The organism is Lederbergia graminis (assembly GCF_042655485.1).
Lineage (GTDB): Bacteria > Bacillota > Bacilli > Bacillales > Bacillaceae_C > Lederbergia > Lederbergia graminis.
Genome location: NZ_JBHSMC010000011.1, coordinates 65,303 through 85,731 on the forward strand (window position 1 = coordinate 65,303; position 20,429 = coordinate 85,731).

Below are 20,429 nucleotides of genomic sequence, written 5' to 3' on the forward strand. Positions count from 1 at the left end.
AATATCATTTTGGACGTTTTTTTCATTATGTATGTTTCACCAATAAGAATCTTGTTATTGATTGAAAATAAAGTAAAAGAATTTGTCAACATTTACAGAGGAAATAACCCTTCTTCTTGCAAATAATAAATGTAACTCCAAAAGGAGGGTTATAAAATGAACAATGTTGATTACGATCGAGCATTGTATTATACGCACCGTTCAGAATGGGATAATCTTCTTGTACTGATGGTACGAACTGAAGATAACATTTTGTCCAAAAAAATTGAGCATTTTTTACATGCGTATCAATTTTCTAGAGATTACTCTGTTTTAGAGCGAAAATTATATGCGCTCTTACGTTATTTAGATCATGCCAACTCAACCGTTGGAAACACATTGTTAATGCAAGCAGACTCCACCGTACACACCATATAAATAAGGTCATACCTCTCGATTCAATAAAGAGAGGTATGACCTTTACATTATGAGTATTTTGTTTTTTTAGTGTGGTCTATTGTTGGCAAGAACTTGATATACATTTCAAATTCTTGGATTAGTTCATGGACGAGGTTTTTAGCTTCTGGTAATAATTGTTTTGTTTCGGAGTGGAAACAGTCTGGGTCAATCACGAGTTGTTTTGGAATAACATTTGCATAAAAGCCACGCATCACCGTCCGCATGTTATTCAAACAATTGATTCCACCTTTACCTCCCCCAGCAGTAGCAATTAGTGCCACTGGTTTATGAGCAAGTTGTTCTCTAGATAAAAAATCTAATGTGTTTTTTAATGCACCAGACATGCCACCATGGTATTCGGGTGAGATAAGGATAATTCCAACAGAGGATTGAACTTTTTTTATGAAGGATGTAACCGAGGGGAGTTGCCACTGCTTTTCCTCACCATTTAACATGGGTAAATTCGCCTCATTAATATGAATATAGTCGAATCGATATTCATTGCTAATATATCGTGTTAATGTCTCTGTTCTCCCACCTTTCGGAAAGCCCCCATTAATAATTAATACTCCCACAAAATCTCCTCATTTCTTGATGCAAATTACATTTTGGTAAAACCATTTTTTACAGCAAAAAGAGCTGCCTGTGTCCTGTCTGCCACTTTTAATTTCGTTAAAATATTCGATACATGTGTTTTTACTGTTTTCTCCGTAATATTTAGATGTGCACCAATTTCCTTATTACTCCGTCCATTTGCAATTTCTGCTAACACTTCTTTTTCCCTAATTGTTAAATTATCGATTGGGTTATGATCTGTATTTTTCTGACTAACAGACGTGATGAGCATGTTAGTTGCTTTCGGGTGTAACGTCTTTTCCCCACGTGCAAGCTGCCTAATCGCGTTTACTAATTCATCGGGTTCTATATCCTTTAACTGATATCCAGATGCTCCTGCTTCTAATGCTGGCAGTACATGATCTTGGTCAACAAAGCTTGTTAACACCATTATTTTTATATCTGGACAAGCTTCCTTAATCTTCTGTGTCGCTTCAATACCATCCATTACAGGCATAACTAAGTCCATAAGTACAACTTCTGGTTTCAATGAAAGTGCTAGGTCTACTGCTTCTTTTCCATTCTTTGCTTCCCCTACAATTTCAATGTCTTTCTGTGTTTGAAGAAAGAAGATAAGACCACGTCTCACAATATGGTGATCATCTGCAATCATTACATGAATTGTCATTTCGTCCCTCCCTAATATGGCAGCTTCGTATATATTTTAGTACCTTTACCAGGTTCACTTTCAAGAGTAAAAATTCCATTTAATGCTTCAGCGCGTTCTTGCATACTTTCAATACCGAGAGAAGGTAATGCTTTTCCTTTATCATATAAAAATCCAATACCATGATCGACAATCGTCATTTCTACTTTACACTTTCCAACATTGATCGCTATTTCTACATCGTTTTGACCAGAGTGACGTTTACAATTATTCAGAGCCTCTTGGCTAATACGCCACAATGATTCTTCGACCTGTGCCGGTAGTGATAATACACCACATAAGTTGGTTTTAACAGATAAGCCAAGCATTTCCCCGTAAGCTTTAATTGCTTGTATTAACCCTTTCTCCAGTCCACTCGGTCTAAGCTGCCAAATTAGTGCTCGCATTTCTGTTAATGCATCTTGAGCCAATGTTTGAATATGTTTAAATGTATTTTTCGTAGACTCTTCTTCTGTCATCTCTGCCCCACCTCTCGCTGTTAAGGTCAACGAAAATAACAGTTGGTTCACAGAATCATGAAGATCGCGAGCTAAACGATTTCTTTCATCTATCAAGGCAATTTCTTGTTCCTTTTTTGTGAGTCTTATCCGTTTAATAGCAGAGCCAATTTGCAATGCAATCGATTCTAAGAGTGCTAATTCGTTTGCTGTAAATTCCCTTTTTTCCGGAGCAGAAACATTTAATAAACCAAATTGTTCATTACCAGATTGAAGTGGAATCGTCGCATGGAAAGCAATACCATTCGTTTCTTCCTTATTTCTCATTGCTTTTTCCAATCGTCTGCATTCAATGATGTTTGTCGCCTTCGTTAATGTACCGTTTTTAAACCATTCGATACACCAACAGCTTCCCTTTTTTAGAGGATTACAGTTATTTTTTTCAAGTGCCTCAGGCAAGTTCTCCGTTGATACGACGGTATGACGCCCATCATGGTCAATGAAAAAAATCCAGCCTGTTGTGACACCTGTTCCCTCTAACAATTTTTGTAGAACTTTTTTCAAAAGAGGTGAAATTTCTGTACCTTCATTTAATAGTTCTGCAATTTCTTTTAGTACTCGCAAATTAGAATCTTTATTTAATTCCTTACTTTGCACAAAAACCCCTCCAAAAACCCTACTTACTTCCATTATACAGAATTATATGACAAGAATTTATTCTATTTTTGACGTAAACCGTCTACAACTTTAGTATGAAGGATTTCTGATAAACATCGTATTACAGTTTCGTGAACAAGTTAAAAGAAATTTACATTTTATAAAAATATCTAATATAATCAAGTAAGAATGGACAATTTAAATGAATTGTGAGGTTAATATATGGACAAAGGGAAAACAGATATCCGAGAGCATTTACTATTTTTCGCTTGGGCAGTTTCTGTTATTGCTACTTTAGGGAGCTTGTATTTTTCCGAAATACTAAAATATCCTCCGTGCGAAATTTGCTGGTTTATTCGTATTTTAATGTACCCGCTAGTCATTATTCTTGGAGTTGCAATTGTAAAGAAAGATTATAAAGCGGCATTATACTCTGTCATATTTTCTGGCATCGGAATACCTGTAGCTATTTATTTATACTTAATTCAGAAGGTCCCTACTTTTTCTGATTCCGTACCAGCATGTGGCTTAATCCCTTGTTCTACCGAGTATATAAACTGGCTAGGTTTCATTACCATTCCTTTTTTGGCGCTAACAGCATTTATTATTATTTTTATTTGTAGTTTCATCATTTTGAAACGGAACTAGGAGGACTAATATTTGAAGAAGTTAATTATCTTTTTAGCTATATTTATCGGTTTATTTGCTACCATTGCCATTGTAACGAAGATGCAACAAAACAAAGCAGCAGAAGGAAATATGTATAACAAGTCAGATTTACACCCAGAAACAATAAAACAGTTAGATGATCCTGAATATCAAAATATCATCTTACCTGAAGAGTTGGATAAAAAACTGAAAGATAAAGAAGATGTGACGGTATATTTCTTTAGTCCAATCTGTCCTTACTGTGTTCAAACAACACCAGTTATTAATCCTGTTGCAGAAGACTTCGATATCGATCTCGTTCAATATAATCTATTGGAGTTTGAAAAAGGCTTCCAACAATTCAATATAAAATATACACCAACTGTTATTCACTTTGAAAATGGCAAAGAAGTCGCCAGGATTGAGGGCGGTCACCCTGCAGAAAACTTTAAAGAGTTCTTTACAGAAAACGTAAAATAGAACATGCGGTATAATATAAAAAAGAGGCTGATTTACATCATCAGCCTCTCTTTTATATTAATATTTCATTCATTGGCTCTGCATACATACTACAAATCGCATCTGCGTCTGAAATATTTTTACAGGTAAAATTAGCAAAGTTAAATGGAAATGATAGACCTGTTTGTTCTAGCATTTTCACATTTTTATTAAATAACTGCTCCTCTTGCTTATCCTGTTTCTGGTGTGGAAGTATTTCTAATATGGCTATAATAACTTGTAAGCTGCTAATCGCTTGAAATGCTGTATCTAAAGTAAATAAGCGATTATCCTTTTCTTCTGGCAAATGCAGAATTTTCATCGCATCATACTCGCTGATTTCCCTATCACAAAAATACCTAGGGAAAACAGAAGAATACATATACGAAACTAACTCTTGCAACTTCAGTTCTTGTTCTTCTGTTGATGCGCATACGACTTTCATAACGTAACCCTACCTTTTACTAATGTAGTTATTAATAGAATAACATAAAAACATAACAAAAAAGCTTGGGAAAATCATGTAACTTTTCGGTGGTGAATAAAAATGATACATACAAAAATAAGAATAAATGAGCAATGGGCTAATTTATCACTGCAACAATTGTTTCGTGATATTTGGCAGGCTCCCAAAAAACTAACTCATGAACTAAGAATGAGTAAAAATGTATCAGTTAATGGAGAAATTGGTAATTGGACAAAGCAATTAAGCGAAGGCGATATGATGGAGATTGTTTTTTCTGATAGTGTTACAACTTATAAATATTATGAAGAACCTATTAATGTTTTATATGAGGATGAACATTTATTCGTTGTTAATAAACGAGCAAATATGCAAACTCATCCTAATACGAATGAAACTGATACATTGCTGAATGCTGTTGCAGCATATTTTGACTCTAAGGATGAGGATCGCTTCTTCCAGCCAGTTCACCGACTTGATAAGGATACAACGGGCGCTATTTTATTTGCTAAAAACCCGTTAAGCTTAGCTGTTTTACATAAGTTGCTCGAGGAAAGAGCGATTAAGAGAACTTATTGGGCTCTTGCTGACGGTTTATTAAAAGCGAAGCAAGGAAAGATAAACGAACCGATTGGTCGTGATCGTCATCACGCTACAAGAAGACGGGTCTCTAAAACAGGACAAACTGCTATCACAAATTATCGTGTAGTAAAGTTATTCCCTGAAAAACGACTATCTCTCATTGAATGTCAGCTTGATACTGGTAGAACACATCAAATTCGAGTTCATTTACAGCATATTGGACATCCACTTGCTGGAGATACACTCTACGGAGGAAGTCCTATCTTCCCACGCCAAGCACTGCATGCGAAAAAAATTGAATTCATTCATCCATTCACATTAGAAAAAATAAATGTGGAGGCACCATTTATAGACTCCCCTCCCATTTTTCCAAAAGTATAAGAGACTGGGACAAAGGAATAATGGTGAAGTCAAAAACCGAACTATAGCTCAAGATAGTTCGGTTTTTTATCAATCTATACGATTTAAAAGTTACAGCGTAGGCAATACACGAAGACTCCTATGGAAAGCAAAGCCGCCTAGAACGGAAATCAACAACGACATGTTACCATATCGTAAAAATCAAGGGACTATTATTGCCTATTGATTACCCTTTTTCACCCATTCCGCAACGGTAACCGTTCTTTTCGCTTGATGCTTAACAGCTCCTTGAACATCTTCTATCATTTTTCCATTTTGATCAACAGATACACTCGTACCATATGGATTTCCACCAGCTCCAAATAAAACTGGATCTGTGTAGCCAGGTGCCACAACAATAGCACCCCAATGGTACATTGTCGTATACAAGGATAATATAGTTGCTTCTTGTCCACCATGTGGATTTTGAGCAGAGGACATCGCACTTACGACTTTATTCACTAATTTACCTTGTGCCCACAGTCCACCTTGTGTGTCGAAGAATTGCTTCATTTGACTCGCAACATTACCAAATCGGGTTGGTACACTGAATATAATGGCATCTGCCCATTCGAGATCAGCAGATGTTGCTTCAGGTACATCTTTCGTAGCATCTACATGTGCTTTCCAAGCAGGATTGGATTCAATCGCTGCTGGTGGTGCTAATTCAGGAACCTTTACAATTTTCACTTCAGCTCCCGCTTCTTTAGCGCCTTCTTCCGCCCATTGTGCAAGTTGGTAATTCGTACCTGTAGAACTGTAATAAACAATCGCTAGTTTTACATTAGACATAGTTTCTTTTCCTCCATTTTCATTCTGACCAAAAAGTCTTCCCTAGTATGTGAAAGTTGTGCTATTTTTACACAGAAAAATGCATTGCTTTCACCATACTTCTTAGTTCATAATGAAAATAGAACGATGTGCAAGGAGGGTTTCTATGGGACAGAGAATTGTACTCTTTGATGGAGAATGTAATTTTTGTGATACAAGTGTGCAATTTATTATTAAACGAGACCCAAATGGATTCTTTCATTTTGCTTCATTACAAAGTGATGTCGGACAGTCAATGCGAAAAAAATATAATATCCCAGAAAATATCGATAGCATGCTATTAATTGAAAACGAGAAAGCATATATGAGAAGCACCGCAGCACTTAAAATATGTAAAAAATTAACTGGAGCTTGGAAACTATTTTATTTATTTATCATCATTCCACCACCTATTAGGAATATAGTTTATAATTATGTGGCTAAAAACCGTTATAAATGGTTTGGGAAAATGGATCAGTGCATGATTCCTCCTCCAGAAATTAGAAGCAGATTTCTTTCTTAAATGCGTTCCGAAAAAGGAATGCTTTTTTTGTTCGAACATTGTTTATGCTCCATCTTGACGTGAAAAATTAACATTATAGGATATTTCTCTTGCAAATAACGTTAGTAACGAATATTATAATTAATGGTCTTATAAATGTTCGTATTTCGGAGGTATTCGATGTTTAAATTAAAAGAAAACAACACGAATGTAAAAACAGAATTAATTGCTGGATTAACTACTTTTCTCACGATGGCATACATAATTGTGGTCAATCCTATTATCTTGAAAGATGCCGGTGTACCTTTCGAGCAAGTATTTTCTGCAACGATTATCGCTACTGTGATCGGGACTTTGTGGATGGCACTGGCTGCAAATTATCCAATTGCAATTGCTCCAGGTATGGGATTAAATGCTTACTTCGCTTATTCTGTAGTTGAAACACATAATATTAGTTATCAAACAGCATTTGCTGCAGTATTTGTTGCCGGTATTATTTTTATTATTTTATCGTTAACTCCGTTTCGGAAAGTGTTAATCGAGGCAATTCCGGAGAACTTAAAAAATGGGATTACTGCTGGAATTGGGCTGTTTATAGCTTTTATTGGGATGAGAATGTCAGGATTAATTGTTGCACATCCTGATAATCTAGTAAAACTTGGAGATCTTCATGCATCTGGTACACTCCTTACATTACTAGGTTTAGCTATAACATTAATCTTAATGGCACTTAGAGTTCATGGAGCATTATTTATTGGCATGATTGTAACTGGATTAATAGCATTTTTCACTGGTGATTTAAGCTTTGAAAAAGGATTTATGGACACACCTTCTCTTCCAGAAGGAATGATTATTACAAATCCCATTACGGCATTTGTAGAGGTATGGGACCATGCTCTCTATGCAGTTGTCTTCTCCTTCTTACTCGTTACGATTTTTGACACTACTGGAACGATGATTGGTGTAGCGAAGCAAGCAGGATTAATGAAAGGTAACACGATGCCACGTGCACGCCAAGCCTTATTAGCAGACTCTGTTGCTACTACAGCAGGTGCTATGTTTGGTACGAGTCCGACAAGTGCATATGTTGAATCATCTTCAGGTGTTGCAGCTGGTGGCCGAACTGGATTAACAACTGTAACTGTTGCCATATTATTTTTAATCGCTGCATTTTTCGGCCCACTTGTTGATGCTGTTTCAGGAATTACTGCTATTACATCACCAGCACTCATTATCGTAGGTAGTTTAATGATCGGTGCCGTTGCTAATATTAAATGGAATGAAATTGATGAAGCATTTCCTGCGTTTCTTATCATACTAAGCATGCCACTAACATCAAGTATTGCAACCGGGATTGCGCTAGGTTTTATTTCTTATCCTATTTTAAAAATCGTTACAGGCAAATGGCGCTCCGTGCATCCATTAGTCTATATTTTTGCAGTATTATTTTTCTATCAACTAGTGTTTTTGCCACACTAAGCCAAAAACCGTTGGATTAATCAATCCAACGGTTTTTTACTTTCCTCTCATGACGATAACCACAATAAGGGCACGAGGACCTATCTTCCTCATATTCATATTTACATTTCGGACAATTTTTCATTTTTTTCTTTTTCTTTGTTTCCTGATGCTCTACTAATTCATCTTGTTTGTTTAATTTAAATAAAATTGTATTTTGATTTTCTATTATCTTTGCTAATGCAATGAGTGTGATTGCTGAAACAATAGATCCAAAAATAGCAATGAGAAGACCTAATAATGAATTTGTTAGTAAACCAGAAATAACCCCAACTACTATCACCATTATCCCAAGGACATATAAAGCCGTTACCATGTAAGACCCCCTTTTTATGGAATTACACGGATAATAAGGTCTTATCGTCTACTAGTTTTTCTCCTCGTATTCGTTGGAATTCTGCCATTAATTTATCAATGGTAAGGTCTTTTTTCTGCCCTTCATCCACTTGGAGGATGATTTGTCCTTTATCCATCATAATTAATCGATTTCCAAGGTCTAATGCCTGTTGCATATTATGCGTAACCATCAATGTTGTTAATTGGTACTTTTCAACTAGCTGCTTTGTTAAGTTTGTAATTAATTCAGCTCGAGATGGATCAAGTGCTGCTGTATGTTCGTCTAATAAGAGAATCGATGGCTGTGTAAAAGTTGCCATTAACAGCGATAATGCTTGCCTTTCTCCTCCTGAAAGTAAACCAACTTTTGCATTTAGACGGTTTTCTAAGTTAAGATGCAATGCCTCTAAAGACTCTTTGAAAAACTCTCTTCTTTTCTTATCGATCCCTTTTTTTAAGCCACGCTTTTTATTTCGAGAAAAAGCCATTGCTAAATTCTCTTCAATTGTCATTGATGGTGCTGTTCCTGCCATCGGATCTTGGAATACCCTACCTATTAATTGCGAACGTTTATATTCTGGTTGCTTCGTCACATTTTTATCGGCAATTAATACTTCGCCAATATCTGGTACGAGAGCCCCTGAAATCATGTTCATTAACGTAGATTTCCCAGCCCCATTACTCCCAATGATGGTTACGAAGTCGCCTTGCTTCAGCTCCAGATTAATTTCATCGAGGGCAATTTTCTCATCTGGTGTACCTTCATTAAAAATCTTATTAATCTGTTCCAGTCTTAACAATTGACTTCGCCTCCCCATCTACTGACATTTGAAGGGATTTTTCAGCACGTCGCTTAGCTTTGCGCCTTGCTTCTTTTCTTTTGGAAAGCATTTGAGGAATTACTAAAGCTAGGATAACGATAATTGCAGTAATTAATTTCGTATCTCCTGATTCAAGAAATTCAGCTCTTAGTGCTAGCGCGATGATAATACGATATATAATCGCTCCACCAATAATGGCAAATGTAGTACGAACGATTGATTTCGTTCCAAAGATTGCTTCTCCGATTATGACAGAAGCTAATCCGACGATAATCATCCCTATCCCCATCGTAATATCGGAAGATCCTGCGTATTGAGCAAATAGTGCACCAGAGAATGCTACAAGAGCATTAGATAGTCCAAGGCCAAGAATTACAAGATTATCTGTATTGGCAGAGAAGCTGCGAATCATCTTCTTGTTATCTCCAGTTGCTCGTATCGCTAGACCAACTTCTGTTCGTAAAAACCAATCCGTAATTAATTTTATTAAGATAATAATAATTAAGATAACTAATAACGTTCCATAAGTTGATGGTAAGAATTCTACACCCATGGAGGTTAAGATATTATTAATGGAAGTATCAATACCTAACTTACTCCAAAAATCAGCAAACATCGTAAATATCGTTTCTTCTCTCATCAACGGTATATTAGAACGTCCTGCTGTAGATCCAGCATCTAACGTCATACCCATTATTCTTAAGTTAATAGAATAGAGAGCAATCATCATTAAAATACCAGACAAAAGGGAATTGATTTTCCCTTTTGTATGGAGAATACCCGTAAAACAACCTGCGATAAAACCAATAACTAATGCCGTAAATGTAGCTAAAACGGGGTTATATCCAAGTACAATCATCGTTGCTGCTGTACCAGTACCTGTAACAAAACTCCCATCTACTGTAAGGTCCGGAAAGTCAAGCACACGAAATGTTAAATAAACACCAAGCGCCATGATGGCATAGATGATTCCTTGCTCTACGGAGCCGAACATTGCTGCAAACATAAAGAATCATCTCCTATCTATTCTAATTCAGCGTTCCATTCATCTTTTATTTCTAATTCAATTGTTTTTGCTGTTTCTTCATTTACTACAAATTTTAAGTTTTGTGGTACTTGTACAGGAATATCTGCTGGTTTTGTACCATCTTTCAATATTTTCACTGCCATTTGTCCAGCTTCATATCCAATATCAAAATATTCAAAACCATAAGCAGCTAATCCGCCTTTTCGTACGGAGTCAAATTCACCGACCATTAATGGCATTTTATTTTGATTCGCAACTGCAATAACAGACTCAAGAGCTGATACTACTGTATTATCCGTGAAGATGTAGAAAGCATCTACTTTACCTAGCAATGATTCTGTCGCTTGTTTAACCTCAGCTGCTGTGGATACAGAAGCTTCTTCCAAATTCATATCTAAATCATCGAGAACTTTTTTAATAGCATCTACTTGAGCACGTGAGTTTTGTTCACCTGCATTAAATACGATACCAACGCTCTCAGCACCTAGTTGTTCTTTTAGGAACTTAAATGTATTTGGAATCGCATCAGGGTGGTTATCTAATGTACCTGTAATATTTGCACCTGGTTTTTCGTTGGAATCTACTAATTGAGCTGAAATTGCATCTGTTACAGATGTAAATACGATCGGAATATCTGCTGTTGCATTCGCAACTGCTTGTGCACTAGGAGTTGAATTAGCAAAAATTAAATCAACATTAGAGTTTACTAGATTCGTAGCAATCGTAGTATTCATACTGGAATCATTTTGCGCATTTTGCACATCATATTCGACATCTAGTCCAGCATCAGACAACGCTTTCTTAAAACCGTCAAATGCTGCATTTAAGGAATCATGTTCTACTATTTGCGTAACACCGATTTTATACTTTTCTTTCGCATCTCCATTTTTATTTCCATCATCGTCTGATTTAGAGTCACCTTGTCCACATGCAGATAATAACAATGCTGCACCTAAGAGGACAGCTGCCCCTTTTTTCCATTTTAACTTCATCCAATTTCCTCCTCATTCTTCAACCCTTTTATGTAATAAAGCCACCAATATTTTATCGTTATGGTACACTGACAAGCGCCAATTGTCAATAAGTTTAAAATATACAAAAAACCTAGACACTTGTTCGTCTAGGTTCTTTTTTTATACTGTTTGCCGATCTTCTTCCTTCTTGAAAAAGCTCTTCATTGCATGAAAAACATCTGCTTTTTGTTTTAAAATATAATAGTAAAATTTGTCGTCTTTAATATTTTTGTAGGCGGACATTAATGTCGAATTACGTTGATATTGATTTACTTCTCCATAACCAAACATATTGGCTTTCTCCATAATTTCATTCACTAATTTGATGCAACGTGGATTATCCGATGTTAAATTATCTCCGTCTGAAAAATGGAATGGATAGATGTTATAACGTGCAGGATCATACTTTTCGGAAATTAATTCTAGTGCTTTTCGATAAACAGAAGAACATATCGTTCCACCGCTTTCCCCTTTTGAAAAGAAATCTTCCTCTGAAACTACTTTTGCTTCTGTATGATGAGCAATAAATTCAATTGTTACAGATTCATATTTCGTCCTTAAAAATCTCGTCATCCAGAAAAAGAAACTTCGTGCCATATACTTTTCCCATATTCCCATACTTCCACTCGTATCCATCATCGCAAGTACAACTGCTTTTGACTCCGGCTTCTGAATTTCATTCCATGTCTTAAACTTTAAATCTTCTGGATATATTGGATAGAATGCTGCCTGGCCACTTAAAGCATTTCGTTTAAATGCGGACATCATTGTCCTTTTCTTATCAATATTACCCATTAATCCTGTTCTACGAATGTCATTATATTCTACTTCTTCTACTTTATTTAGATCCTGTTCTTTTCTTTGCAAATTCGGTAATTCCAATTCCTTAAATAAAGCTTCTTCTATCTCCATTAAAGAAACTTCAGCTTCATAGTAATCTTCCCCTGCTTGATCACCAGCACCTTGCCCTTTTCCGGGTCCCTTCTGCGCAGAACCATCGCGAGCAACTACATCTCCAACTTTACTGTCACCATCGCCTTGGCCTACATGCTTGTTTTTATCATAGTTATAGCGGATCTTATATTCATCTAGTGACCTTATTGGTATTTTGACTACGTCCTTCCCGTCGGACATGATGATGCTTTCTTCTGTAATTAAATCAGGTAAATTGCTACGAATCGCATCTTGAACTTTCTCTTGATGACGCTGCTGGTCATCATGACCTTTTCGGTGGAGGGACCAATCTTCCTGAGATATCGCGAACTGATGATGCTCTGTATCTGCCATCTTCACACCCTCCTATAAAAATTCACATATTTTCGTCGATTGCATATAATAGGTCGACTTCATTATTCTTAGAGACATAATCTCTAATTACTCTATCCTATGCATTTCGCAAAATATATTTACACTTAATTTCGAAAAATGGACGATTCAGATTTTTTGTACAACCTATATCGTTAAGTGCCTACAGCTTAAAATATCTAAACAATCTATAGGAAGTTTGCAGGATACTTTTTAGGAAAAATATTAAAATCCTTAGCTACAATGAATATTATTCAAATGTAGCTAAGGATTCTTGATTTAGCGATTTAATAAACTACCAACATATCTCAATAATTCATTTGCGGAAGTAGAATTGTAGCCATGTTCATCAATTAACCTTGCTACAACTTCATTAACTTTCTTCAATTGCTGTTCATCCGGCGTCGTGGAGGAAGTCGTAATCTTCACAACATCTTTCAAATCTGCGAAAAGTTTCTTTTGAATGGCTTCTTTTAGTCTAGCATGTGAGCGATAATCAAAACGCTTCCCTTTCCTTGCTAGTGCAGAGATGCGAATGAGAATTTCTTCTCTAAATGCTTTCTTCGCATTTTCTGAAATACCAATTTGCTCTTCAATGGATCTCATTAATTTTTCATCTGGATTAATTTCTTCTCCAGTTAATGGATCTCTTAGCTTCGTTTTATTACAGAATGATTCTACGTTATCTAAGTAATTATCCATTAACGTTTTCGCTGATTCCTCATAAGAGTAGACAAATGCTTTTTGAACTTCTTTCTTGGCGATTTCATCATATTCTTTTCTTGCTAAAGAAATATAGTTCAAATATTTTTCACGCAATTCATTTGTGATAGATGGATGTTGATCCAATCCTTCTTTCAAGGATCTAAGCACATCTAGCGCATTAATAGAAGTCATGCCTTTACGAATAATCGTGGAAGATATGCGGTTAATCACATAACGTGGATCAATTCCACTCATACCTTCTTCTTGAAACTCTTTTTTCATCTCCTCCACATCTGCAGAATTATAGCCTTCTACATTTTCACCATCATATAAACGCATTTTCTTAATTAAGTCGACATCACTACGTTTGGAATCATGCAGACGAGTTAGGATCGTAAACATGGCCGCTACTCTCAATGTATGAGGGGCAATATGAACATCTGCCACATCACTTTCTCGAATCATCTTTTCATAAATCCGTTCTTCCTGAGAAACTTTTAAGTTATATGGAACTGGCATGACAATGATACGTGAATGTAAAGCTTCATTTTTCTTATTTGCAATGAAGGAGCGATACTCCGTTTCATTCGTATGTGCAACGACAAGTTCATCCGCTGAAATTAATGCAAATCGGCCAGCTTTGAAATTTCCTTCCTGTGTCAATGACAGGAGATGCCATAGGAATTTTTCATCGCATTTTAACATTTCCTGGAATTCCATTAAACCGCGGTTTGCTTTATTGAGCTCTCCATCAAATCGATAGGCACGCGGATCTGATTCGGAGCCATATTCGGCGATAGTAGAGAAATCAATACTACCAGTTAAATCAGCAATATCTTGTGATTTCGGATCGGATGGACTAAATGTACCGACACCAACCCGTTTGTCTTCTGAGAAGAATATTCTTTCCACTATGACATCTTCAATTCTACCACCATATTCTTCCTCTAATCTCATCGTATTAAGTGGAGATAAGTTTCCTTCTATGCGAATTCCATATTGTGCATAGAAATCTGGACGTAAATGTGGTGGAATTAAATGTAATGGATCTTCATGCATCGGGCATCCTTTTATTGCGAATACTGCACCTCTGTCTGTTCTTGTATAATTTTCCAACCCTCTTTTTAACATCGTGACTAGTGTCGATTTTCCTCCGCTAACAGGTCCCATTAATAGTAAGATTCTTTTCCTAACATCCAAACGTTTTGCTGATGGATGAAAATATTCTTCCACTAACTTTTCCAATGCCTCTTCAAGACCAAATAATTCTTTACTGAAGAAATGATATTTTTTCTTTCCGTTTTTCTCCTCTACTCCCGCATCTTTAATCATGTTATATATTCGAGAGTGGGAGGATTGTGCTACCCATGGCTTCTCCTTAAGTAACTCTAAGTACTCAGCAAATGTACCTTCCCATTTCAACGCTTCTTCTTGTAAACGGTATTGTTCTACCTTCTTTAAAATATCCATTTGTACCTCCCTAGTTTGCATATTGGAGAGATGATTATTTAATTCTATGCACTTGGCCAACCAAACATGATTAATTCTAGCTATTCACTTTGAAGACACAAAATTAATGAAAAAAATAGTGATACATTCACTTTATTTTAAAAATGGGCTATAATATTAATACACTTTCGCTTACAAGGAGGCTATACATAACATGAGATTAATTCTTGTTATCGGTGTAACGATTGCATTCTTGGCTGCTATTTTCACTTCAGGTTATGAAGACAAGCCAGGTGTAACAAAGAAATAACATAAAAAAACTGCCAACTATTTGTTGGCAGTTTTTTTATTCTGTTGCTACTTGTTTTGTAGGTACTGCTACTTTTTTCGGCATCTCTGACATTGGAGGTTTTACTCTTCTAATGAAGAAGGCTAAAACTAAAGCAATAACAGCAATATAGGTAGAAATTAAGAATGAATACGTTATTCCATCTAACAATGCTTGATGCTCAATTAATTTACCCATTTGATCAATCACTTCTTGTGATGGTGGAGCAGCATTAGGATCCATATTTGCTTGTGCTTTAGCTGCTAACGCCTCACCTGAACTAGTAGCTCTCTTATTCATGATTGTAATCATAAATGCAGTACCTATCGCACCAGACACTTGTTGAAGTGTATTATTCATGGCTGTTCCATGTGGATTCATCGCCATAGGTAATTGATTCATTCCGTTAGTCATGACAGGCATCATAACCATCGACATTCCAAAGCTACGGAATGTATACAACATTAATAAGTGTGTATATGTTGTTTCCAATGTAAGTTTTGTAAATAAAAATGTCGTCACGACCATGATACTAATTCCAGTGATTGCTAGAATTTTCGCTCCATACTTATCAAATAACTTCCCGTTAATTGGGGACATGATTCCCATTAGTAATGCGCCTGGAAGCATTAATATACCAGAATGAAATGGTGAAATTCCTCTTACTTCTTGCACATACAACGGTGTTAAAATCATCCCTGAAAACATCGATATGGAAATGACAATAGAAATAGCAGAAGATAATGCAAACATCGGATGTTTATAAATTTTAAATTCAAGCATTGGTTCTTTCATACGTAGTTGACGTAATACAAACGTGATTAATCCAATTGCACCGATTGTAATGGTCACATAAACAATTGGAGCGCTCCAGCCCTTATCCCCTGCTGTACTAAATCCGTACAATAAACCTCCAAATGCAACACTGGATAATACTAAGGAAGCTTTATCTAAATGGACTTCTCGCAATGGAGTTATATTTTTCAATTTAAAGATAGCCCATAATAAGGTAAGAACTGCGAATGGAAGGATTACATAGAATAATGTTCTCCAATCATAGTGTTCAATAATATACCCTGATAAAGTCGGTCCAATTGCTGGAGCCATAATCATAACTAATCCAAAGAATCCCATTGCTGTTCCCCGTTTTTCAACTGGAAAAGCCGTTAACATTACATTCATCAATAATGGCATCATAATGGCAGACCCAGAAGCCTGAACCATTCTTCCTGCTAGTAATACACCAAATGATGGTGCTAAAGCTGCTAGAAGAGTTCCCAATGTAAACAATGACATTGCTGTAATAAATAATCTTCGGTTAGAAAATCGTTGAATAAAAAAGGCACTTGCAGGTATTAAAATACCATTTATTAGCATGTACCCTGTAGATAACCATTGGACAGTAGCTGTACTAATTACAAATTCATTTTTTATCGAGGGAAGTGCAATATTAATAAGTGTATTGTTTAAAAACGATACAAACGCCCCGATAAAAAGTATTGCTATTACGCCATAGGGCGGTTTCTTATGCATGGATTCGATATCCACTATAAATTCCCCCAATCATACTATAAGTTCAAATTTTGTACCCGTAGTCTTTTGCACTTAAAATATTTTATACCGCTAGTTCAAAAAAAGCAATAAAAAAATTTACCTACATTAACAAATGTTGATTTCAAGCAGAATACAAGCTAAAATACAAATAGACTACGAGTACAAAGGTGATAAAATGAATGCTCGAAAAAAACAAATTATTGATGTAGCTCACCGTTTATTTATCGAGAAAGGGTTTGCTTCTACATCAATTCAAGATATATTAGATGGGGCTAAAATTGCAAAAGGTACTTTTTATAATCATTTCAGCTCCAAAAATGAATGTTTAATTGCCATCCTTGAACAAGTCCAAAATGAAACTTTTCTATTAAGGAAGGAATTGTCTTTTGGTAAAAATAAGGATGATCAAGAGGTATTCATTGAACAAGTTCATGTCAGATTGAAGATGAATCGAGAACATAACTTAATCGCATTATTCCAATCAGTCATGCATTCAAAAGACGATGATTTGAAACAACTTATGCAAAAGCAACTTGTACGCGAATTAAAATGGACTTCTCATCGCTTCATCGATCTTTTTGGCAATGATGTAAAACAGCATTCTTTAGACTATTCCATCATATTCTTTGGTATCATCCAACAAATGATACATGTTAGTAAGATTGGAACGAAAAGCGAGTATACGTTAGAAAGTATCATCCGTTTTTCCTTACAAAGAGTGAAATTAATGATTCATCAACAAGATGAGTTGGATGCACCATTTTTTCCAACTAACTGGCTATCTGACCAAGAACAAAAAGAAGAAATATCACAGATACAATTAAAAAAACAAATTATCAATCGTTTAAAAAATCTTTCTGACCATATGAATAAGGAAGAAAAGAACAAAAAAAATATCGAATATATCGAATTCCTTTTATCTGAATTCCAGGCAAGCGAACCACGTGAGTTTCTCATTACAAGTGTCGTACGCACTGTAACAGAAGTGTTTGATGAGTCGATATATCGCTCTGAAGTTAATGATATAACAGAACTTGTTCATCAATATTTTGCAACAAAGTAGGAAGTTACCTATAGAAAAAAACTGCCCACATGAGTGGACAGTTTTTTTAATTTAACGCTGGATAATTTTGTTGACGTAATGCTTCGTATACTAAAATAGCAGCGGTATTGGATAAATTTAAGGAACGGACATTTTCATTCATAGGAATTCGCAAACATCTATCCTTATTTTCAGCAATTAAGTCTTTTGGAAGACCAGTTGTTTCTCTTCCAAACATAAAGAAGTAATCTTTCTCTAAATGACTGTAATCGAAAGTTGTGTGAGGTTGAGTCCCGAACTTTGTTAAGTAGAAAAATTCACCTTTAGGATAAGCTAAGAAGAAATCATCCAAGGAATCATGATACGTAATATTCACATACTGCCAATAATCAAGACCGGCACGCTTTAACATTTTATCATCAGTAGAAAACCCGAGTGGTCGGATTAAATGTAAATGTGTATCCGTTGCAGCACACGTTCTCGCAATATTTCCTGTATTCGCAGGAATTTCTGGTTGATATAAAACTATATGATTTGGCACAATCATTCACCTCATTCGTAAACTATACTGTGCCATTATACTATATTTTTAAAGAACGAAGCTACGATAAAAACGAAGGATATCATTTCCTAAGCATCATCTACGATCGAATACATTTTATATTTAATATTCGGAGTGTACGCAGTGGAATCCTCGTATGCCCAATAACGCATTCGACTATTATACGTATGTGCATTTACGAGTGGCTCTCCATTATAGTCCTTTCCAGTGACAATGGTATTGTGGTCAAAACGACCATCTCCTTGGAAATCATAACAAATCACATCACCTAATTTTAACTCTAATGGGTCATGCACTTCTCTTGCTCTTAAACCTGTTTTCGAACTTCCTAAATATATCTTTAATGCATTGGCTACAGACCAACTATAACTCCAATTTTTATTCTGGTACCACCAACCATTACTCCTATTAGGATACCCCCTCATCGGAGAACCGCCTGCACGTAGACATTGAGAAATATAATTTGTACAGTCATTTTCAAATTTTTCATATGCTGGATTATATTCATTCCACCAACGTTCCGCATACTGAACTGCTTTCAGACGATCATAATAAAATGGTGCTCGTGCTTGTGATGAATCCGCATCTATTAATAAATCAAGAGGTTGCTGCGATGTTGGTACCGGCACCTCTACTTCTTCATAAAGACTTCCTTTATAGAAGGATGCTTTTCGATTTTCTACTTCTTCCTCTATATACATCTTTCCGCATTGACGAATCAGATATTTAAAGCGAACATCATAATGAAGATAAACATGCTCCCCATCTTCATCTAGTGAGTTAATTTGCCCCTCTGCCAATACTTTTACAATATCAGCTTTTCTTTTCATACAACTATCTAGCTTCTTTATTATTTTTTCATCATTCACTTTCCGTCTGCGCACAATCTGCTCAATACGCTCATCCAACTTTGCTAATAACTGCTCGCGCATGCAATCCCTCCTCAGAAAATGTATATGCTTATGTTGGAAGGATTTATCATACTTGGTGTGAGGATTTTCATAATTGCGCGAGATGGAGTTCTTGTGTGGGGGTTGTGATTGGTTTCGTGTATCCTGAGTATGATTTTGCGAGTATTCCTAGAACCGGTTCGCGAGTATTTGATGGGGAATCGCGAATATATTTTGTTTATCGCGAGAATATGATTCGGAATCGCGAGATTTTGAAGCAGAATCGCGAGATTATTCGTTTTATCGCGAGATTTTGATGCGGAATCGCGAGAATATTCGTTTTACCGCGAGATTTTGATGCGGAATCGCGAGATTGTTTTCTTACGCGAGTTTTGCGTTCGGAATCGCGAATATATTTTTTTTATCGCGAGATTTTGACCTAGAATCACGAGAATATTCATTTTATCGCGAGATTTTGACCTAGAATCACGAGAATATTCATTTTATCGCGAGATTTTGAAGCAGAATCGCGAGTATTTTCGTTTATCGCGAGATTTTGAAGCAGAATCGCGAGATTATTCGTTTTATCGCGAGAATGTGATCCGGAATCGCGAGTATATTTTTTTGCACGAGTATTGTGCTCGGAATCGCGAGAATATTCATTTTATCGCGAGATTCGGATCCAGAATCGCGAGAATATCGCGCAAATCGCGAATAAGAATCGGTTCAACGTGAATTAACTGCTTGTTTCCATGAGATTGTTCATTCACGATAAAAAAAACGCTATTAAATTATCTTCATAGCGTCATGTTACCTGTATATCTTTTATTTATATAAATTATTAGTGCTATACATGCCAAACCTAGAAGGATGTAAGTCGGTAGGAAGATCCAGGGGTTAGGTTGATATCTGTATTCTATTTGTCCCATCGTGACAACAATAAGACCAAAAAGAATATTCACTTTACCAACTTTCTTCAGATAGCTTGACACCTCTTCATCAGAAAGGCGTTGAAATACTACTTTTGAAATTAACAAGTTTGGTTTTCTAATAAAGTGTTTCGTAATGCCTTGAATGATGAAGAAAATCCCCAAAAATAATTGTGCATACAAAATGCAATCCCCCAATGAAAAATTTGGTTACGCTTCCATAATAACACAATA

Annotated in this window: 23 protein-coding genes; 8 read left to right on the forward strand and 15 right to left on the reverse strand. The window is 35.9% G+C overall.

All coding sequences use genetic code 11. The features are described from left to right. The first annotated feature begins 156 nt into the window (after window positions 1–156). Window positions 157–417 carry a YhdB family protein gene (locus ACFPM4_RS08295; protein ID WP_144928164.1) on the forward strand — a complete coding sequence of 87 codons (261 nt, stop codon included), beginning with the start codon at window positions 157–159 and terminating at the stop codon, window positions 415–417. Between the two features lie 47 nt (window positions 418–464). Here the strand turns inward: ACFPM4_RS08295 and ACFPM4_RS08300 are convergent, their stop codons facing one another. From ACFPM4_RS08300 to ACFPM4_RS08310, 3 genes are read right to left on the reverse strand one after another with little or no spacing between them, the layout of a single operon-like run. Next, on the reverse strand, window positions 465–1,013 hold the full coding sequence (locus tag ACFPM4_RS08300; RefSeq protein WP_382350037.1) for an NADPH-dependent FMN reductase: 549 nt from the start codon (window positions 1,011–1,013) through the stop codon (window positions 465–467). A 26-nt stretch (window positions 1,014–1,039) separates the two neighbouring features. Then, entirely contained in the window at window positions 1,040–1,681 is a 642-nt protein-coding gene (locus ACFPM4_RS08305; RefSeq protein WP_382350040.1) for a response regulator, read from the reverse strand. Window positions 1,682–1,692: 11 nt separating this feature from the next. Then, the gene (locus tag ACFPM4_RS08310; RefSeq protein ID WP_382350043.1) at window positions 1,693–2,814 is read right to left on the reverse strand and encodes a GAF domain-containing sensor histidine kinase; all 1,122 of its coding nucleotides are present in this window, start codon (window positions 2,812–2,814) and stop codon (window positions 1,693–1,695) included. 222 nt (window positions 2,815–3,036) lie between these two features. Here ACFPM4_RS08310 and ACFPM4_RS08315 point away from each other — a divergent pair, with 222 nt between their 5' ends. Next, window positions 3,037–3,462 (forward strand): disulfide oxidoreductase, encoded by a 426-nt coding sequence (locus ACFPM4_RS08315; protein ID WP_382350046.1) that lies wholly within the window; start codon window positions 3,037–3,039, stop codon window positions 3,460–3,462. Window positions 3,463–3,474: 12 nt separating this feature from the next. Then, complete coding sequence (locus ACFPM4_RS08320) at window positions 3,475–3,942, forward strand: thioredoxin family protein (protein WP_382350049.1); 468 nt, start codon at window positions 3,475–3,477, stop codon at window positions 3,940–3,942. Between the two features lie 52 nt (window positions 3,943–3,994). Here the strand turns inward: ACFPM4_RS08320 and ACFPM4_RS08325 are convergent, their stop codons facing one another. Continuing rightward, window positions 3,995–4,405, reverse strand: a complete 411-nt coding sequence (locus tag ACFPM4_RS08325) for a DUF5365 family protein (RefSeq protein ID WP_382350052.1) — start codon at window positions 4,403–4,405, stop codon at window positions 3,995–3,997. 102 nt (window positions 4,406–4,507) lie between these two features. Here ACFPM4_RS08325 and ACFPM4_RS08330 point away from each other — a divergent pair, with 102 nt between their 5' ends. Beyond that, window positions 4,508–5,386: an RluA family pseudouridine synthase gene (locus tag ACFPM4_RS08330; protein ID WP_382350055.1), complete on the forward strand. Its 879-nt coding sequence runs from the start codon at window positions 4,508–4,510 to the stop codon at window positions 5,384–5,386. Window positions 5,387–5,584: 198 nt separating this feature from the next. Here ACFPM4_RS08330 and wrbA read toward each other — a convergent pair whose 3' ends face one another. Then, window positions 5,585–6,196: an NAD(P)H:quinone oxidoreductase gene (gene wrbA, locus ACFPM4_RS08335; protein WP_382350058.1), complete on the reverse strand. Its 612-nt coding sequence runs from the start codon at window positions 6,194–6,196 to the stop codon at window positions 5,585–5,587. Window positions 6,197–6,341: 145 nt separating this feature from the next. Between wrbA and ACFPM4_RS08340 the strand changes: the two genes are divergently transcribed. Together ACFPM4_RS08340 and ACFPM4_RS08345 are read left to right on the forward strand one after the other, a co-directional pair. Beyond that, the gene (locus tag ACFPM4_RS08340; RefSeq protein WP_382350061.1) at window positions 6,342–6,737 is read left to right on the forward strand and encodes a thiol-disulfide oxidoreductase DCC family protein; all 396 of its coding nucleotides are present in this window, start codon (window positions 6,342–6,344) and stop codon (window positions 6,735–6,737) included. Between the two features lie 159 nt (window positions 6,738–6,896). Further along, on the forward strand, window positions 6,897–8,195 hold the full coding sequence (locus ACFPM4_RS08345) for an NCS2 family permease (protein WP_382350064.1): 1,299 nt from the start codon (window positions 6,897–6,899) through the stop codon (window positions 8,193–8,195). 16 nt (window positions 8,196–8,211) lie between these two features. On the opposite strand, the gene ACFPM4_RS08350 is transcribed toward ACFPM4_RS08345, so the two are convergent. The 7 genes from ACFPM4_RS08350 to ACFPM4_RS08380 form a co-directional block, all read right to left on the reverse strand. Beyond that, on the reverse strand, window positions 8,212–8,550 hold the full coding sequence (locus ACFPM4_RS08350; protein ID WP_382350067.1) for a hypothetical protein: 339 nt from the start codon (window positions 8,548–8,550) through the stop codon (window positions 8,212–8,214). A 22-nt stretch (window positions 8,551–8,572) separates the two neighbouring features. After that, window positions 8,573–9,370: an ABC transporter ATP-binding protein gene (locus ACFPM4_RS08355; protein ID WP_382350070.1), complete on the reverse strand. Its 798-nt coding sequence runs from the start codon at window positions 9,368–9,370 to the stop codon at window positions 8,573–8,575. After that, the gene (locus ACFPM4_RS08360) at window positions 9,348–10,397 is read right to left on the reverse strand and encodes an ABC transporter permease (RefSeq protein WP_382350073.1); all 1,050 of its coding nucleotides are present in this window, start codon (window positions 10,395–10,397) and stop codon (window positions 9,348–9,350) included. The genes ACFPM4_RS08355 and ACFPM4_RS08360 overlap by 23 nt, the downstream gene beginning before the upstream one ends. Window positions 10,398–10,414: 17 nt before the next feature. Further along, window positions 10,415–11,410, reverse strand: a complete 996-nt coding sequence (locus ACFPM4_RS08365; protein ID WP_382350076.1) for an ABC transporter substrate-binding protein — start codon at window positions 11,408–11,410, stop codon at window positions 10,415–10,417. 141 nt (window positions 11,411–11,551) lie between these two features. Next, on the reverse strand, window positions 11,552–12,718 hold the full coding sequence (yhbH, locus tag ACFPM4_RS08370) for a sporulation protein YhbH (protein WP_382350078.1): 1,167 nt from the start codon (window positions 12,716–12,718) through the stop codon (window positions 11,552–11,554). Between the two features lie 297 nt (window positions 12,719–13,015). Next, window positions 13,016–14,911, reverse strand: a complete 1,896-nt coding sequence (locus ACFPM4_RS08375) for a PrkA family serine protein kinase (RefSeq protein ID WP_144928196.1) — start codon at window positions 14,909–14,911, stop codon at window positions 13,016–13,018. A gap of 325 nt (window positions 14,912–15,236) precedes the next feature. Then, a complete protein-coding gene (locus tag ACFPM4_RS08380; protein WP_382350401.1) occupies window positions 15,237–16,751 on the reverse strand; it encodes a DHA2 family efflux MFS transporter permease subunit in 1,515 nt (504 codons plus the stop codon). A gap of 196 nt (window positions 16,752–16,947) precedes the next feature. Here ACFPM4_RS08380 and ACFPM4_RS08385 point away from each other — a divergent pair, with 196 nt between their 5' ends. Further along, the gene (locus tag ACFPM4_RS08385; protein WP_382350082.1) at window positions 16,948–17,835 is read left to right on the forward strand and encodes a TetR/AcrR family transcriptional regulator; all 888 of its coding nucleotides are present in this window, start codon (window positions 16,948–16,950) and stop codon (window positions 17,833–17,835) included. 46 nt (window positions 17,836–17,881) lie between these two features. Here ACFPM4_RS08385 and trmL read toward each other — a convergent pair whose 3' ends face one another. Next, the gene (trmL, locus tag ACFPM4_RS08390) at window positions 17,882–18,361 is read right to left on the reverse strand and encodes a tRNA (uridine(34)/cytosine(34)/5-carboxymethylaminomethyluridine(34)-2'-O)-methyltransferase TrmL (protein ID WP_382350085.1); all 480 of its coding nucleotides are present in this window, start codon (window positions 18,359–18,361) and stop codon (window positions 17,882–17,884) included. An 83-nt stretch (window positions 18,362–18,444) separates the two neighbouring features. Next, window positions 18,445–19,308 (reverse strand): amidase domain-containing protein, encoded by an 864-nt coding sequence (locus tag ACFPM4_RS08395; RefSeq protein ID WP_382350088.1) that lies wholly within the window; start codon window positions 19,306–19,308, stop codon window positions 18,445–18,447. Window positions 19,309–19,403: 95 nt separating this feature from the next. On the opposite strand from ACFPM4_RS08395, the gene ACFPM4_RS08400 reads away from it, so the two are divergent. Then, window positions 19,404–19,583, forward strand: coding sequence for a hypothetical protein (locus ACFPM4_RS08400; RefSeq protein ID WP_382350091.1), 180 nt, complete (start codon window positions 19,404–19,406; stop codon window positions 19,581–19,583). 480 nt (window positions 19,584–20,063) lie between these two features. Here the strand turns inward: ACFPM4_RS08400 and ACFPM4_RS08405 are convergent, their stop codons facing one another. Further along, window positions 20,064–20,378 (reverse strand): hypothetical protein, encoded by a 315-nt coding sequence (locus tag ACFPM4_RS08405; protein WP_382350094.1) that lies wholly within the window; start codon window positions 20,376–20,378, stop codon window positions 20,064–20,066. Window positions 20,379–20,429 lie beyond the last annotated feature (51 nt).

Excerpts from the sequence above, each read along its gene's own strand:
- yhbH (WP_382350078.1), bottom strand. The coding sequence starts at position 12,718 with ATGGCAGATACAGAGCATCATCAGTTCGCGATATCTCAGGAAGATTGG.
- ACFPM4_RS08295 (WP_144928164.1), top strand. The coding sequence starts at position 157 with ATGAACAATGTTGATTACGATCGAGCATTGTATTATACGCACCGTTCA.
- ACFPM4_RS08315 (WP_382350046.1), top strand. The coding sequence starts at position 3,037 with ATGGACAAAGGGAAAACAGATATCCGAGAGCATTTACTATTTTTCGCT.
- ACFPM4_RS08350 (WP_382350067.1), bottom strand. The coding sequence starts at position 8,550 with ATGGTAACGGCTTTATATGTCCTTGGGATAATGGTGATAGTAGTTGGG.
- ACFPM4_RS08340 (WP_382350061.1), top strand. The coding sequence starts at position 6,342 with ATGGGACAGAGAATTGTACTCTTTGATGGAGAATGTAATTTTTGTGAT.
- wrbA (WP_382350058.1), bottom strand. The coding sequence starts at position 6,196 with ATGTCTAATGTAAAACTAGCGATTGTTTATTACAGTTCTACAGGTACG.
- ACFPM4_RS08325 (WP_382350052.1), bottom strand. The coding sequence starts at position 4,405 with ATGAAAGTCGTATGCGCATCAACAGAAGAACAAGAACTGAAGTTGCAA.
- ACFPM4_RS08305 (WP_382350040.1), bottom strand. The coding sequence starts at position 1,681 with ATGACAATTCATGTAATGATTGCAGATGATCACCATATTGTGAGACGT.
- ACFPM4_RS08360 (WP_382350073.1), bottom strand. The coding sequence starts at position 10,397 with ATGTTTGCAGCAATGTTCGGCTCCGTAGAGCAAGGAATCATCTATGCC.
- ACFPM4_RS08395 (WP_382350088.1), bottom strand. The coding sequence starts at position 19,308 with ATGCGCGAGCAGTTATTAGCAAAGTTGGATGAGCGTATTGAGCAGATT.
- ACFPM4_RS08365 (WP_382350076.1), bottom strand. The coding sequence starts at position 11,410 with ATGAAGTTAAAATGGAAAAAAGGGGCAGCTGTCCTCTTAGGTGCAGCA.
- ACFPM4_RS08375 (WP_144928196.1), bottom strand. The coding sequence starts at position 14,911 with ATGGATATTTTAAAGAAGGTAGAACAATACCGTTTACAAGAAGAAGCG.
- trmL (WP_382350085.1), bottom strand. The coding sequence starts at position 18,361 with ATGATTGTGCCAAATCATATAGTTTTATATCAACCAGAAATTCCTGCG.
- ACFPM4_RS08330 (WP_382350055.1), top strand. The coding sequence starts at position 4,508 with ATGATACATACAAAAATAAGAATAAATGAGCAATGGGCTAATTTATCA.
- ACFPM4_RS08380 (WP_382350401.1), bottom strand. The coding sequence starts at position 16,751 with ATGCATAAGAAACCGCCCTATGGCGTAATAGCAATACTTTTTATCGGG.
- ACFPM4_RS08345 (WP_382350064.1), top strand. The coding sequence starts at position 6,897 with ATGTTTAAATTAAAAGAAAACAACACGAATGTAAAAACAGAATTAATT.
- ACFPM4_RS08385 (WP_382350082.1), top strand. The coding sequence starts at position 16,948 with ATGAATGCTCGAAAAAAACAAATTATTGATGTAGCTCACCGTTTATTT.